Here is a 14,460-nt window from a genome sequence, read left to right as displayed (position 1 = left end):
AAAAAGGGGGCGATCGCTCGCCCCCTTGTTCCTGCCTGCGACCGCGCCGCGTCAGAACGCGACGAACGGCTGCGCGCCGCCGCTCGCGGTCTTGTCCATCCCGAAGTAGATCGTCCTGCCGTAGAAGTGCGGCATGCCGATGTCGAGCCAGCTGGACGAGCCGAACGGGCCCGCGATGTCGTTGAACGCGAACGTCGACGAGTTCGAGAACAGCGAATCGGCGTTCGACACGGGCATCGTCACGGTGCCCGATGCGCCGTTCTGGCCGCTCAGCGTCGCCGAATAGCTGGTCGCGGGCGTCGGGCAGTAGAACTCCGTGTTCCGCGGGCACGTCTTCGATACCCCGGTCGAATCGTTGAAGAAATACGCGTTCGAGCCCGTATCGAAGAACGCGGTTACGTTGCGCCCCTGGAACGTCGCGCTGACGTCGCCCGTCGTGGTCGATGTCAGCACCGTCTTTCCGCTCAGGTTCGGCAGGCCGAACGTCAGCGTCCCGGTCGCGCTCGCCTGCCCGCTATCCGAGATGGCCGGCATCTGCACGCTCACGCCGTCGCTGTTCGCGAAACGATGAACCGGGTTGGCCACCTGCTGCGCCAGCGGCACGAGCGTCACCGCGCAACTCGCGTTGTCGCCGTTCGGGCACGCGTAGTAGTTGTTGCTCGACGACGTCGACGTCGCGCAGGTCGTGCCGCAGTCGTACGGCGCCGGCCCGATGCCGAGGATCCCGTTCGCGCCGAGCGCGCCCGCCGAATTGGCCGACGCACCGCCGTTCGTGCACGAGCTCGGCACGTTCGTCGTACCGAGGTCGCCGATGATCTGCACGGGCAGCGAGGTCGCCTGCTCGGTGCCGATCGACAGGTCGACCGTGCGCACCGTCCCCCACGTATAGCTCGACACGAACTTGCCGCACTCGGCGACCGGTGCACCGCCGCTCGTCACCTGCGGCAGGGTGCTCAGCACGCCCGACACGGCGCTGCCGACGAGCCGCAGCCCGTAGGACGCGGTATCGACCAGCACGTTGTTGACCACCTGGCAGTTCGACGTGCCCGGCACGCAGACCTTCACGCTGACGGTCGGAATGTTGATCACGCTCGCGACACCGGTGCCGACCGTGATGACGGCCGTGTTCCCGCTGTTGCCGTCCGATCCGCTGTTGCCGTTGTTGCCCGAGTTGCCGCTGTTGCCGCTGCCGCCGTCGCCGCCGCCGCAGGCCGTCACGAGCACGGCCGTCGCGGCCGCGAGGCCCAGCACGCCGAGCCAGCGCTTGAATGTACGATGAATGCTCAAGATCGCTCTCCCGCTGTCACTGGATGTCGGTGCCGGCCAGGCCGGCAGGCAGTGCCGCCGGCAGCCACGCCTGGCCCGAGAACGCGCCCATATGGCCGCCCGTCCGGATCACGAGGCCGCTCGTGTCGACGGCCACGGGCGCGCGCCAGCCGCGCGCCTTGTGCGCGGCCTGGACGCCTGCGGTGTACTGCGGGAAATAGCTGCCGAGCAGCGACGCGAGATCCGGCATCGTCGGCCCGCTCCAGGCGAGGCCGAACACGCTGCCGGCGGCCGACGTGTATTCGTGGATGACCGTGCCCGATCCGAGCGTGATCTCGCGGACGGTGTAGCCGGCCGTGCTTGTCTGCACGCCGTCCGCCGAACGCATCGCGCGCTGCAGCGCGCGTACGGTGGCGACCTGATCGTCCGCGGGCGGCGACATCGGTGCGCCACCCAGTTCGGCGTGTGCGTGGACGGCCCACAGCACACCCATTGCAGCCGTCGCATGCGCGACGGTCCAGCCCAAGCGTTTCAGCTTCACGTTCCCCCCCAAGGGACTGGCTTCGTTGCCGGCGGCGCCGCCGTCGGGCCCGCGCCGCCTGCCAACCTATGAATCGTACGAATGACGCTACGTTGCTGCTGACGCGTAGTATGCCTGCTGAGTGTGGCGAAGTGTCAATTTGACGCAGGATCACGCCGCGCCGCGGGGACGCGGCGCGCACGGGGAAACGAGGCGGGACGGGAAATGCGCGCATCGGGCGGCCCCGCGGGACAGGGCACGCCGATGCGAGGCGGCAGGGTCAGAAGCCGAGGCTCGCGAGCAGGTCGTCGACCTGCCCCTGGTCCTGGACCACGTCGGATTTGCCTTCCGGCGCGATCTGCGGGCCGTTCAGCAGCGACTCGGGGCTGCCGGTCGGGCTGATCTGCTCGGCCGCGAGCGCGGCTGCGGTGGCCGCGAACTGTTCGCGCCGCTCGGGCGCGATGTTCTCGACGAGCACGGTGAGGAGCTGCTGCTCGATCAGGTAGACCATGTCCATGATCTTCTTGATCACCTGCCCGGTGAGATCCTGGAAATCCTGCGCGAGCATGATCTCGAGCAGTTGCGCGCTAGTCGCCGACGTCGATTCGGGCAGCGCGCGCAGGAACGTGCGCGTATCGTCCATCAGCTCGCGCACTTCCGCGTGCTCGATCGGCGCCGCGTACCACTGCGCCCAGCGCGCGTCGAGCGCCTCGGCCTCGTTCTGGATGCGCTCCTGCATCGGCTTCGCGACCTCGATCGCATTCAGCACGCGCACGGCAGCCTGCTCGGTCATCGTCGCGACGTAGCGCAGCCGGTCGCGCGCATCGGGCACGGCTTCCGCCGCGCGCTCGACATGCTTGTCGAGCCCGAGCTCGCGCATCGAATCGCGCAGCGTGCGCGTGACGTGGCCGATGCGCGCGAGGATGCGGTCGCTCGCGAAATCGGCGCCTTCTGGATGGCTGTCGGCGCTGAACCCCGCGCCGGCGAGCGCCGCATGGATCGGCTCGTTCACGTCAGCTCCCGGCCTTCGCCATCTTGTCGATGATCTTGTTCAGCTTCTCGTCGAGCGTCGCGGCCGTGAACGGTTTCACGACGTAGCCGCTCGCGCCGGCCTGCGCCGCCGCGATGATGTTCTCCTTCTTCGACTCGGCCGTGACCATCAGCACCGGCAGGTGCGTGAGCGTCGCGTCCGCGCGGATTTCCTTCAGCATCGCGAGGCCGTCGAGGTTCGGCATGTTCCAGTCCGAAATCACGAAGTCGTAGCCGCCGCCGCGCAGCCGCGCGAGCCCGGCCAGGCCGTCCTCGGCCTCGTCGACGTTCGAATAGCCCAGTTCCTTGAGCAGGTTGCGGACGATCCGGCGCATCGTCGGGAAATCGTCCACCACCAGGATTTTCATGCTCTTGTCCATCGTCGTTCCTTTCCAGATTCGTTTCCGTCGGGACGCGTATCGTGGCACGCGCCCCGTGACATTCCATTCAAACGCGCTGCACGCGGTCGCCCATCGTCGCCAGGCGCGCCATCACGCGACGGCTCATCTCGGCGAGCGGCACGATCTCGTCCGCGCCGCCGAGCGCGATCGCCTCGCGCGGCATCCCGAACACGATGCAGCTTGCTTCGTCCTGCGCGAACGTGTGAGCGCCCGCGCGTTTCATTTCCAGCAGGCCGGCCGCGCCGTCGCGGCCCATCCCGGTGAGGATCACGCCGATCGCGTTCTTGCCCGCGTGCGTCGCCGCCGAGCGGAACAGCACGTCGACCGACGGGCGGTGCCGGTTCACCGGCGGCTCGTCCGACAGTTGCGCAATATAGTTCGCCCCGCTTCTCGCAAGCAACAGGTGCGCATGGCCCGGCGCGATGTACGCGTGACCGGGCAGCACGCGCTCGCCGTGCTCGGCTTCCTTCACCGCGATCCGGCACAGGCCGTTCAGCCGCTGCGCGAACGACTTCGTGAAACCCGGCGGCATGTGCTGCGCGATCAGCACGGCCGGCGCATCCGGCGGCAGCGGCGTCAGCACTTCGCGGATCGCCTCGGTGCCGCCCGTCGACGCGCCGATGATGATCAGCTTCTCGGTACTGACGAGCGGATTGTTGAACATCGGCGCGGCCGCGTGGCTGTCCGCCGCGCGTGCGACGGCCTGCGGCTGCGGCGCCTGGCGCACGCGCGCACGCGACGCCGCGCGGATCTTGTCGGCGAGCTTTTCCGCGTAGTCGAGCATGCCGTCGCGAATCCCGACGCGCGGCTTCGTGACGAAATCCACCGCACCGAGTTCGAGCGCGCGCAGCGTGATTTCCGAGCCGCGCTCGGTCAGCGACGACACCATCACGACCGGCATCGGCCGCAGGCGCATCAGCTTCTCGAGGAAGTCGAGCCCGTCCATGCGCGGCATTTCGACGTCGAGCGTGAGCACGTCGGGGTTGTGCTGCTTGATGAGCTCGCGCGCGACGAGCGGATCGGGCGCGGTCGCGCACACCGTCATGTCGGGCTGGCTGTTGATGATCTCGGTCATCAGGCTGCGGATCAGCGCCGAATCGTCGACGCACAATACTTTGATCTTCTGCACTGCGGTCATGCCTCCTGCTTTCTTGATAGGTTCGCCGCATACGGGCTCGCCGCCCGCGCGCCGCCGGCGCCCGCCGCGCTCCCGGAGCCGGCCGGCGCCGCGCCGCGCGCGCCGAACAGCTCGATGCGCGGGCGCGCCGGCTGCGGCGGCGCCGGCCGCTTGGCCGCGAACAGCTCGACGTGCGGGCGCGGCCGCGCGGCGCGCAGGCGGTCGGCCTCGCGCGCGAGCGCGGCTTCGCGCTCGGTCACGCCCGGCACCTGCAGCCGCAGCTTCTTCACCATCGCGCGCCCCGTGCGCGGCATGAACGCGACCTTGCGCGGATGGACGTCCTGCAAATCCTCGGCGGTGATGCGGATGCGTTCGAGCGCCAGATAGCGGCGCACGAAGTCGGCGTTGCGATCGCCGATGTTGATCGTCGTCATCCCGGCCAGCACGGCCGCGCCGCCGAACACCTTCGCCTCGAAGCGCTCGCGGCGCCCGCCGGCCTTGATCAGCTCGTTGATCAGCACTTCCATCGCGTACGCGCCGTAGCGCATCGAGTCGGATGCGGCCGCGCCCGCATCGGCGCCGTCGTCGGGCAGCATGAAGTGGTTCATCCCGCCGATGCCCGCGTACGGATCGTGAATGCACGCGGCGACGCACGAGCCGAGCACGGTCATCAGCACCATGTCCTCGGACGTCGTGTAGAACTCGTTCGGCAGCAGCTTCACGCCGGGCAGGCCGAAGTGGTTGTCGAAATAGCGATTGGTCGCGATCGGCAGCGCACTCATCCGCGCTCTCCAAAGGCGGGCGCGGCGCCCGCGGCCCGTGCGCGCACCGGCGACGGCATCGCGGCCGCCGCTGGCGCTTGCGCGCCACGCGGCCGCGCCCCCTGCGCGGCGTCGCGGGTCAGTTCGTACACCGTCTGCCCGCGCAGCCGGAACGCCTGCGTCACGTAGGTGAAGTTTTCCGAATGGCCGGCGAACAGCAGCCCGCCCGGCTTCACGAGCGGCTCGAAGCGCGACAGCACCTGCCCCTGCGTCGGCTTGTCGAAATAGATCATCACGTTGCGGCAGAAGATCGCGTCGAACGGCTTCGCGATCCCGTAGTCCGCATCGGTCAGGTTCAGCTGCTCGAAACGGATCATCGCGCGCAGCTCGGGGCGCACCTTCACGCGGCCGGCCTGCGGGCCCGTGCCCTTCAGGAAGAAGCGCTTCAACCGCTCCGGCGACAGGTGCTTGACCTGGTCGTACGTATAGATGCCGGCTTCCGCCTTCGCGAGCACCTGCGTGTCGAGATCGGTCGCGAGGATCGACGCGCCGCGCGCGGCCGAATCGCCGAGCGCCTCGATCAGCGTGATCGCGATCGAGTAAGGCTCCTCGCCGGTCGACGCCGCCGAACACCAGACCGACACCGGCGCCGGCCGCCCTTTCACGAAATCCGACAGGATCGGGAAATGGTGCGACTCGCGGAAAAACGCGGTCAGGTTCGTCGTCAGCGCGTTGGTGAACGCTTCCCACTCGAGCGGATCGTCTTCCTGCTCGAGCAGGTCGAGGTAGTCGCGGAACGTGTCGAGGCCGCGCGCCCGCAGCCGCCGCGCGAGACGGCTGTACGCCATGTCGCGCTTGTGCTCGGACAGCGAGATCCCCGCGCGTTGGTGGATCAGCGCGCGGATGCGTGCGAAATCCGCGCCCGTGAACGCGAAGTCGCGCCCCGGCTCGCCCGCGCGGGGCGAGGCTTCCGGTGCATCGGGTCGAAACGGCGCGCGCGCATGCGGCATGGTTTAGAAGGTCTCCCAGTCGTCGTCGGACGTGCCGGCTGCCGCCAGCGCCGGCTTCTCGCCGTTCAGCGCCGGGCGCACGAGCGCGGGCTTCGCGGCCGGCTTGTCGGCCGGTGCGGCCGCTTTCGCGAGACGCGGGCCATAGCCGCCCGCGGCGGTGCCGCGGGAAGCCGGGGCATCCTTCTGCGTGTGCGCGGCGGTGTCGGCCGCGCGCTTCGGTTCGTGGCTGGCGCCCGACGCAGCCGCACGCGATGCCGGCGCGGCGCGGCGTGCCGGTTGCGCGGCTGCCTGCGGGGCCGGCAGCGCGGCGACTGGCGCCCGCGGCTCGGACGGCAGTGCCGGCACGGCCGCCGGCTCATGCGCGAGCGGCCGCGCGACACTGCGCGCCGGCGCGAGCACGATGCCGCCCGCGACACGCCAATCCGACACGATCGCCTTCATCTGGCGCGTCTGCTCCTCGAGCGACGCCGCCGCAGCGGCCGCCTGCTCGACGAGCGCCGCGTTCTGCTGCGTAACCGAATCCATCTGGCCGACCGCGCGGTTGACCTGCTCGATGCCGGTCGACTGCTCGTCGGACGCGGCGCTGATCTCGCCCATGATGTCGGTCACGCGGCGCACGGCCTGCACGATCTCGTCCATCGTCGAGCCCGCGCGCGACACGAGCGCCGACCCGCTTTCGACCTTCCCGGCCGAATCGCCGATCAGCTGCTTGATTTCCTTCGCGGCGCTCGCGCTGCGCTGCGCGAGCGAGCGCACCTCGCCCGCGACGACCGCGAAGCCGCGGCCCTGCTCGCCCGCGCGCGCCGCTTCGACCGCCGCGTTCAGCGCGAGGATGTTGGTCTGGAACGCGATGCCCTCGATCGTGCCGATGATGTCGACGACCTTGCCCGAGCTCGCCGCGATGTCCTGCATCGTCGACACGACCTGGCCGACCACCTCGCCGCCCTGCGTCGCGATGTCCGACGCGTTCACCGCGAGCTGGCTCGCCTGCCGCGCGTTCTCCGCGTTCTGCCGCACGGTGCCCGTCAGCTGCTCCATGCTCGATGCGGTTTCCTGCAGCGACGCGGCCTGCTCCTCGGTGCGCTGCGACAGGTCTATGTTGCCGGTCGCGATCTCCCGCGCGCCGACGTCGATCGACTCGGTGCCGCGATGCACGGCCTGCACCATCGTCGTGACGGCGTCCTGCATCCGCTTGATGCCACCGAACAGGCGGCCGATCTCGTTCGTGCTGAACACGTTCACCGGCTGCGTGAGGTCGCCGCCAGCGATGCGCTCGAAGTGCGCGATCGCGTCCTCGAGCGGCTTCACGATCAGCCCGCGCAGCGCGAAGCGGATCGCGATCACGACGACGAACGCGAGCGCGATGCCGGCCGCGATCAGCGCGACCATCAGCGAGATCCGCGACTGCGTCGCGGCCTGGCGGTCTTCCGCGCGCTTCTGCAGCGCGGCGACCACGGCCGCCGACGCGTCGCCGTAGGCAACGAACATCGGGCTGATCTTGGTGTCGGCGACCGCGTGGAACGCGGCCATGTCGCCCGCGCGCGCGGCCGCGAATTCGGGCTCGACGCCTTCCTTCACGATCGTCGTGTAGCGCGCGGTCAGCTCGTCGACGAGCGCCTGCTCGACACCGAGCCTCGGGGTCGACTGGAATGCCTGCCAGTTCTGGTTCGACTTCGCGAACAGCTCCTGCGCGCGGTCGAGCACCTTGGCCGCCTCGGCCGTGTTGCCGGCTTCCGTCAGCGAGCGGAAGCGGTCGAGCGACACGCGCGCGCGCAGCAGGTACGACGACGTGTCGTCGAGCGTGTGGATCGCCGGCAAGTCGACGTGCGCGATCTCGTCGAGCGAGCGGCTCGCGTGATTCAGCGCGTAGAGGCCGAGCCCGCCGACCGCGGCGGCCAGGCACACGAGGATGAGTCCGACCGCCGTGAGCGTCGTGCGGATCGACCAGTTATGCAACATTGCAGATTCTCCCGAAATTCCTGCGCACGCGGCGCACTTACCCGCCGAGCGACTCGATCAGCGCCATTTCACGGCTCGACATCAGCTTCTCGATGTCCATCAGGATCAGCATCCGGCCGTCGACCGTGCCGAGGCCCGTCAGGTACTCGGTCGTCAGCGTCGCGCCGAATTCCGGCGCCGGCATGATCTGGTCGGTCTGCAGCGTCAGCACGTCCGACACGCCGTCGACCACCATCCCGACCACGCGATGCGCGACGTTCAGGATGATCACGACGGTCTGGTGGTCGTACTCGACGCGGCCGAGATGGAACTTGATCCGCATGTCGACGATCGGCACGATGATCCCGCGCAGGTTGATCACGCCCTTGATGAACTCCGGCGCGTTCGCGATGCGCGTGACGCTGTCGTAGCCGCGGATTTCCTGCACTTTCAGGATGTCGATCCCGTATTCCTCGTCGCCGAGCGTGAACACGAGGAATTCCTGGCCCGTCGCGTCGCCCTGCGCCGCGTCGCGGCGGCTCGTTGCCGCGTTCGCCGCGGCCGGATTGATCATTTGGACTTCAGCAGACACGTTTGCCCCCAATCGGTTGAATGGCGAGAGTCATCAGAACATCGCGAGCTCGGCGCCGGCACGGGCGCCGTGCGTCGCACGGGTTTCGCGGTTCAGCGCCGCGACGTCGACGATCAGCGCGACGCTGCCGTCGCCGAGGATGGTCGCCGCCGAGATGCCATGCACCTTGCGGTAGTTGGTTTCGAGGTTCTTCACGACCACCTGCTGCTGGCCGACCAGCTCGTCGATCAGCATCGCGAAGCGGCGCCCCTCGGTTTCCATGATCGTGACGATCCCCTGCGTCGGGTCGGTGCGCGCGTCCTCGACCGAGAACACCTCGTGCAGCGCGACCAGCGGCAGGTATTCGCCGCGCACGCGCACCACGCGCTCGCCGTTGCCGACCGTGTAGATGTCGTCGTTCGACGGCTGCAGCGACTCCATCACGAAGTTCAGCGGCAGGATGAAGATCTCGTTGCCGACCTTCACCGACATCCCGTCGAGGATCGCCAGCGTGAGCGGCAGCACGATCCGCGTGGTCGTGCCGCGGCCGGCCAGCGACGTGATCTCGACGTGGCCGCCCATCGACTGGATGTTGCGCTTCACGACGTCCATCCCGACGCCGCGGCCCGACACGTCGGTCACCGTCTCGGCGGTCGAGAAGCCCGGCGCGAAAATCAACTGCCAGACTTCGTCGTCGCTGATGTTGTCGGACACCTGCATGCCCTGCTTCGCGGCCTTCGCGAGGATCCGCTCGCGGTTCAGGCCCGCGCCGTCGTCGCTCACCTCGATCACGATGTTGCCGCCGTGATGCGCGGCCGACAGCACGAGCTGGCCGACCGCGTCCTTGCCGGCGGCGACGCGCTTGTCGACGGTCTCGATCCCGTGGTCGAGGCTGTTGCGCACGAGGTGCGTGAGCGGATCGATGATCCGTTCGATCAGGCTCTTGTCGAGCTCGGTCGCCTGGCCGAACGTGACGAGCTCGACCTGCTTGCCGAGCTTGCCGGCGAGGTCGCGCACGAGGCGCGGGAAGCGGCTGAACACGTAGTCCATCGGCATCATGCGGATCGACATGACCGCTTCCTGCAGGTCGCGCGCGTTGCGCTCGAGCTGCGCCATGCCGTTGAACAGGCGGTCGTGCAGCGCGGGATCGAACGCGCTCGCGGTTTCCGCGAGCATCGCCTGCGTGATCACGAGTTCGCCGACGAGATTGATCAGCTGGTCGACCTTCTCGACGCCGACGCGGATCGAGCTGCCTTCGGCGCCCGATGCGGCCGCGGCGGCCGGGCGCGCACGCTTGTCGTCGTGGTGCGCGGCGGCAGGCGCCGCGTGTTCGGCGTGCGGTTGCTGCGCGGTCGGCTGCGGCTCGGCCGGTACAACGGCGGCGGCCGGCTCGGCGGGTGCCGACGCCGGCGCGGCCTGCGGTGCCGCAGCCTGCGGCGCGAACACCTCGACGCGCGCGGGTTGCGCGGCGGCGGCCGGTTCGGCGGCCGGCGCAGCAGCGGCCGGTGCGGCTGCCGGCGCGGCCGGCGCCGTGCCATGCGCGACGCGGATCTGGCTTTCGTCGATCACGAAGCAGCACACGGCGACGATGTCGTCGGACGGCACGTCGGATTCGAGCCACAGCGACAGGTCGGCGCCCGCTTGCTCGCGGCCGACGATCCGGCCGAGGTTGCCGAGCTCTTCGGTCAGCAGTTCCTGGTCCTTCGCGTCGACGCCGACCAGCGTGATCTTCAGGTGCGGGCCGGCGGCGCCTGCATCGCTCGCCGGATGGGCCGCCGCGACAGCCTGCTCGACCACGTGATCGGGCGCACGGTCGCCACCGGCGGCCGATTCGACGGCCGGTGCAACGGCAACGGCAGCAGCGACCGGCGCGGCGGGCGCAGGCGCGGCTGCGGCAGCCGGCGCACCCGCACCGCTCTCGGCCTTCAGCCGTTCGAGCTTTGCGCAGATCGTCGCGGCGGCGGCCGCGTCCGGTTCGGCGCTCGCGCGGTAGTCGGCGAGCTGGTCGGACAGCACGTCCTTGGTTTCGAGGAACGCGTCGACCATGTCCTTGGTCAGCGTCAGCTCATGGTTGCGCGCGCGGTCGAGCAGCGATTCGAGGATGTGCGTCGTATCGGTCAGCGCGGAAAAGCCGAACGTCGCCGCGCCGCCCTTGATCGAATGCGCGGCGCGGAAGATCGCGGCCAGGTCTTCGGGGTCGGGCGCATCGACGTCGAGATTCAGCAGCAACTGCTCCATCTGCGCGAGCAGCTCGTCCGCTTCGTCGAAAAAGGTCTGGTAGAACTGAGTGATGTCGAGAGTCATGCCCGGTCACCGGTTGAATTCGTCGCGTTCATGTCAGGAGGCGGCCGGCTCGGACAGCGTCGCGACCAGGTCGACCAGCACGGCCGGGTCGATCGGTTTCTCGATCCAGCCGGTCGCGCCCGCGTCGCGCGCGGCATCCTTGAAGGCATCGCTGCCCTCGGTCGTCAGCACGAGGATCGGCGTGTCCACATACGCGGTCAGCTTGCGCAGTGCGGCGATCACCTCGAGCCCGTTCTTGCGCGGCATGTTCTGGTCGGTCAGCACCAGGTCGTACGGCGCGGTCGCGGCCATGTCGAAGCCGGCTTCGCCGTCCGGCGCCACCGTCACGTCATAGCCGGCCTGTGCAAGCGTCGCCTGCAGCAGTGCACGCATGGTCGCGGAGTCGTCGATGGCGAGAATGGTTCGGATCATGTCTGTCTCGGAAGCTTGTCTTGTCGATATCAGGGTTTCGGGACGGCGACGGCGGACGCCGCGAGCGCCGGGCGCACGGCCGGCGCCGCGCCGCCGAGCTGCTGCGCGAGCTGCTTCGAGCCGGCCGCATCGGCCGACAGCGTCGTGGTCGTCGCGTCGTCGCGCATCAGCGCCTCTTCGGATTTGCGGTTCAGCACGATCACGCTGATCCGGCGGTTTTCCGGATCGAGCGGGTCGGCCTTGTTCAGGTTCTGCGTCGACGCGAGGCCGAGCACGCGCAGCACTTTCGCCTCGTCCATGCCGCCGGAGATCAGCTCGCGGCGCGATGCGTTCGCACGGTCGGCCGACAGCTCCCAGTTGCTGTAGCCGCCCTCGCCGCCCGCGTACGGCACGGCATCGGTGTGGCCCTGGACGATGATCCGGTTCGGCACGTCGTTCAGCGTCTTGCCGATCTCGCGCAGGATGTCGCGCATGTACGGCTCGACGTTGTCGCTCGACATCGCGAACATCGGCCGCTTCTGCGTATCGACGATCTCGATGCGCAGCCCCATCAGCGTCGAGTCGATGCGGATCTGCTGCTTGAACTGGCGCAGCGTCGGGTTGGCCTCGATCGCGGCCATCAGCTTGATCTGCAGGTCATGCAGGCGCGCCTGCTCGAGCCGGTCCTGCGCGCCCTGCGCCTGCGAGCGCGTGTTGTCGTCACCGGCCTTCGCGACGCGATCGGCGAGTTGCGTCGTGCCGTCGGTGCGGCGCAGCGTGCCGGCGTCGACGCTCGACAGGTCGCGGCCGCCGGCGTTGAGGATGCTGGAATCCTGCGAATTGCGATCGCCGCTGCCGAGCAGCGCGGCCTTCAGCGGCGTGTTGAAGTACTCGGCGATCCCCTTCAGCTGCACCGGCGTGACCGAGCTCAGCAGCCACATCAGCAGGAAGAACGCCATCATCGCGGTCATGAAATCCGCGTACGCGAGCTTCCATGCGCCGCCATGGTGGCCCTTCTTCGCCGGGGCCACCCGCTTGACGACGATCGCGCGATCCTTGCTCTTGCTCATCGTGCGCTCCGCGTCACTTCGCCTTCACGCGGCGCACGTGCTCTTCGAGCTCCGAGAACGACGGACGCTCGGTCGAGAACAGCACCTTGCGGCCGAACTCGACGGCAATCGCCGGCGCATAGCCGTTCAGCGTCGCGAGGATCGTCACCTTGATGCACTGGAACATCTTGGTCGACTCGGCCACGCGCTGCTCCGCGAGGCTCGCGAGCGGCCCGATCAGCCCGTACGACAGCAGGATCCCGAGGAACGTGCCGACCAGCGCCTGCGCGATCATCGCGCCGAGCACCGCGGGCGGCTTGTCGGCCGACGCCATCGTGTGCACCACGCCCATCACGGCCGCGACGATGCCGAACGCCGGCATCGCGTCGCCGACGCGCATCAGCGCATGCGCGGGGCCTTCGCCTTCCGCGTGGTGCGTCTCGATCTCCTCGTCCATCAGGCTCTCGATCTCGAACGCGTTCATGTTGCCGCCCACCATCAGGCGCAGGTAGTCGGTCAGGAATTCGACGATGTGGTGATCGGCGAGGATCTTCGGGTATTGCGTGAAGATCGGGCTCTTTTCCGGATCGTCGATGTCGGCCTCGAGCGTCAGCGTGCCTTCCTTGCGTGCCTTCGCCAGCAGCACGTAAAGCAGCGCCATCAGCTCCATATAGACGTCCTTCGTGTACTTCGAGCCCTTGAAGAGCGTCGGCAGCACGCGCAGCGTGGCCTTGATGGTCTTGCCGCCGTTGCCGAGGATGAATGCGCCGACGCCGGCGCCCGCGATCATCAGGATCTCGACCGGCTGGATCAATGCGCCCAGATGCCCGCCTGCCAGCGCATAGCCGCCGAAGACGGACAACAGCGTCACGAGTGTTCCCACGATAATCAGCACTGCCTGTCCCTCACGAAAGACCGGCGGGGAGACCGCCGTTAAACAGGTTTACGGCAGTCGGCAGGAAAACTTTCGCGGCCGCCCGGCCACGGCCCGACGGTGTTTACCAGCAATGCAGGGACGATTCGCGCGGCCCGCGGCAACCGCCCGCGCCCGGCCCGGCCCCGCCCTGCCTGGCGCTCAGGCCGCGGCGGCAGCCAGTTCGGCGCGCGCGGCGGCGGCCTTGCGGGTCTTGCCCGCGCGCGACGGCGGCTGGCACAGGCCACACACGAAACCTTGATGCGGATCATGCGCATGCGCGACGAAGTGGCCGCCGCAGCGCGTGCACGGGGTCATCTGCAGCATCCCCGAATCGAAGAAGCGCACGAGCGTCCACGCCCGCGTGAGGCTCAGCGCGGCCTCGTCGCCGGACAGGTTCACGTGCTCCTGATAGAGCCGGTACGCCTTCACGATCGACTGGATCGGATCGCAGCGGCCGTGATCCTGCATGAACCGGTAGATGTTGTAGAACAGCGACGAGTGGATGTTCGGCTGCCACGTCATGAACCAGTCGGTCGAGAACGGCAGCATCCCCTTCGGCGGCGACACGCCCTTCAGTTCCTTGTACAGCTTGATCAGACGGTCCCGCGACAGGCTCGTCTCCGCCTCCAGCAGTTGCAGCCGGGCGCCCAGTTCGATCAGTTCGATGGCGAGGGTGATTTCCTTCACCTCGATCACGACGCTTTTGCTTGCCATGGTGATAACCGTCCGCTTGACGTTGTTCGGATGGATGGCCAATACGCTGCCCTCCGGCGCGGCACGCCGGGACACAACGCAAGGCGGGATGGATCAGCGGACGCTTTCGACCTGCTGCCCGGCCATCAGGATGGCCGAGTGGGCGTGCGCGACGACATCGCTACGGCCCTTGTCGGCGAGCGACGACAGCAACGCGTGATCGTCGAAGCGGAAGCGGCACAGCATCTGGTTCGACGCGGCAAGCTTCACGGTCTGTGCGAGCGTGAGGTTGGCGAGCACGTCGGCGAGTTCCTGGGAAATTCCCATGCGGAACATGCCCATCGCCTTGTCTTCCCGCAGCAGGCGTTGCGCGAGGAGGAGGTACGACAGGTTGACCTCTTTGATCTCACTGAGCATTTCGCTGGTAGCGCTCATGATTCCCCCGTTAAAGAGCTTTGCTTTGGCCATTCGTGTTATGAAAACGTTTGCTCGCTC

General features: G+C 68.5%; 15 protein-coding genes. All 15 read right to left on the bottom strand.

What is annotated here, in order from left to right:
* Window positions 1-51: 51 nt before the first annotated feature.
* The 15 genes from U5809_RS31010 to flhD all read right to left on the bottom strand — a co-directional run bounded on the left by U5809_RS31010 (window position 52) and on the right by flhD (window position 14,400).
* Complete coding sequence (locus U5809_RS31010; RefSeq protein ID WP_322089310.1) at window positions 52-1,287, bottom strand: DUF3443 family protein; 1,236 nt, start codon at window positions 1,285-1,287, stop codon at window positions 52-54.
* 16 nt (window positions 1,288-1,303) lie between these two features.
* Window positions 1,304-1,807: a DUF2844 domain-containing protein gene (locus U5809_RS31005; RefSeq protein ID WP_322089309.1), complete on the bottom strand. Its 504-nt coding sequence runs from the start codon at window positions 1,805-1,807 to the stop codon at window positions 1,304-1,306.
* A gap of 259 nt (window positions 1,808-2,066) precedes the next feature.
* On the bottom strand, window positions 2,067-2,798 hold the full coding sequence (gene cheZ / locus U5809_RS31000; protein WP_322089308.1) for a protein phosphatase CheZ: 732 nt from the start codon (window positions 2,796-2,798) through the stop codon (window positions 2,067-2,069).
* A 1-nt stretch (window position 2,799) separates the two neighbouring features.
* Complete coding sequence (gene cheY / locus U5809_RS30995; protein ID WP_006485893.1) at window positions 2,800-3,195, bottom strand: chemotaxis response regulator CheY; 396 nt, start codon at window positions 3,193-3,195, stop codon at window positions 2,800-2,802.
* 67 nt (window positions 3,196-3,262) lie between these two features.
* Window positions 3,263-4,354 (bottom strand): protein-glutamate methylesterase/protein-glutamine glutaminase, encoded by a 1,092-nt coding sequence (locus U5809_RS30990; protein WP_282506360.1) that lies wholly within the window; start codon window positions 4,352-4,354, stop codon window positions 3,263-3,265.
* Window positions 4,351-5,115, bottom strand: a complete 765-nt coding sequence (gene cheD, locus U5809_RS30985; RefSeq protein ID WP_322089307.1) for a chemoreceptor glutamine deamidase CheD — start codon at window positions 5,113-5,115, stop codon at window positions 4,351-4,353. The genes U5809_RS30990 and cheD overlap by 4 nt, the downstream gene beginning before the upstream one ends.
* Window positions 5,112-6,104 (bottom strand): CheR family methyltransferase, encoded by a 993-nt coding sequence (locus U5809_RS30980; RefSeq protein WP_322089306.1) that lies wholly within the window; start codon window positions 6,102-6,104, stop codon window positions 5,112-5,114. Before U5809_RS30980 ends, cheD begins: the two co-directional genes overlap by 4 nt.
* A gap of 3 nt (window positions 6,105-6,107) precedes the next feature.
* Window positions 6,108-8,063 (bottom strand): methyl-accepting chemotaxis protein, encoded by a 1,956-nt coding sequence (locus U5809_RS30975; protein WP_322089305.1) that lies wholly within the window; start codon window positions 8,061-8,063, stop codon window positions 6,108-6,110.
* 37 nt (window positions 8,064-8,100) lie between these two features.
* Entirely contained in the window at window positions 8,101-8,616 is a 516-nt protein-coding gene (gene cheW, locus U5809_RS30970) for a chemotaxis protein CheW (RefSeq protein ID WP_166963782.1), read from the bottom strand.
* A gap of 51 nt (window positions 8,617-8,667) precedes the next feature.
* A complete protein-coding gene (cheA, locus tag U5809_RS30965) occupies window positions 8,668-10,917 on the bottom strand; it encodes a chemotaxis protein CheA (protein WP_322089304.1) in 2,250 nt (749 codons plus the stop codon).
* 33 nt (window positions 10,918-10,950) lie between these two features.
* Window positions 10,951-11,328, bottom strand: coding sequence for a response regulator (locus U5809_RS30960; protein WP_176048947.1), 378 nt, complete (start codon window positions 11,326-11,328; stop codon window positions 10,951-10,953).
* A 29-nt stretch (window positions 11,329-11,357) separates the two neighbouring features.
* Complete coding sequence (gene motB / locus U5809_RS30955) at window positions 11,358-12,377, bottom strand: flagellar motor protein MotB (protein ID WP_176048949.1); 1,020 nt, start codon at window positions 12,375-12,377, stop codon at window positions 11,358-11,360.
* 13 nt (window positions 12,378-12,390) lie between these two features.
* Window positions 12,391-13,251, bottom strand: a complete 861-nt coding sequence (gene motA, locus U5809_RS30950; protein WP_175930900.1) for a flagellar motor stator protein MotA — start codon at window positions 13,249-13,251, stop codon at window positions 12,391-12,393.
* A gap of 180 nt (window positions 13,252-13,431) precedes the next feature.
* On the bottom strand, window positions 13,432-13,986 hold the full coding sequence (flhC, locus tag U5809_RS30945) for a flagellar transcriptional regulator FlhC (protein ID WP_011655680.1): 555 nt from the start codon (window positions 13,984-13,986) through the stop codon (window positions 13,432-13,434).
* Window positions 13,987-14,079: 93 nt separating this feature from the next.
* Window positions 14,080-14,400: a flagellar transcriptional regulator FlhD gene (gene flhD / locus U5809_RS30940; RefSeq protein WP_069746442.1), complete on the bottom strand. Its 321-nt coding sequence runs from the start codon at window positions 14,398-14,400 to the stop codon at window positions 14,080-14,082.
* Window positions 14,401-14,460: the final 60 nt, after the last annotated feature.

The sequence above is a fragment of the Burkholderia sp. BCC1999 genome (genome assembly GCF_905339975.1).
Lineage (GTDB): Bacteria > Pseudomonadota > Gammaproteobacteria > Burkholderiales > Burkholderiaceae > Burkholderia.
Note: the sequence above shows the minus strand (reverse complement) of the source record. Positions and strands in the feature narration are given on the sequence as shown.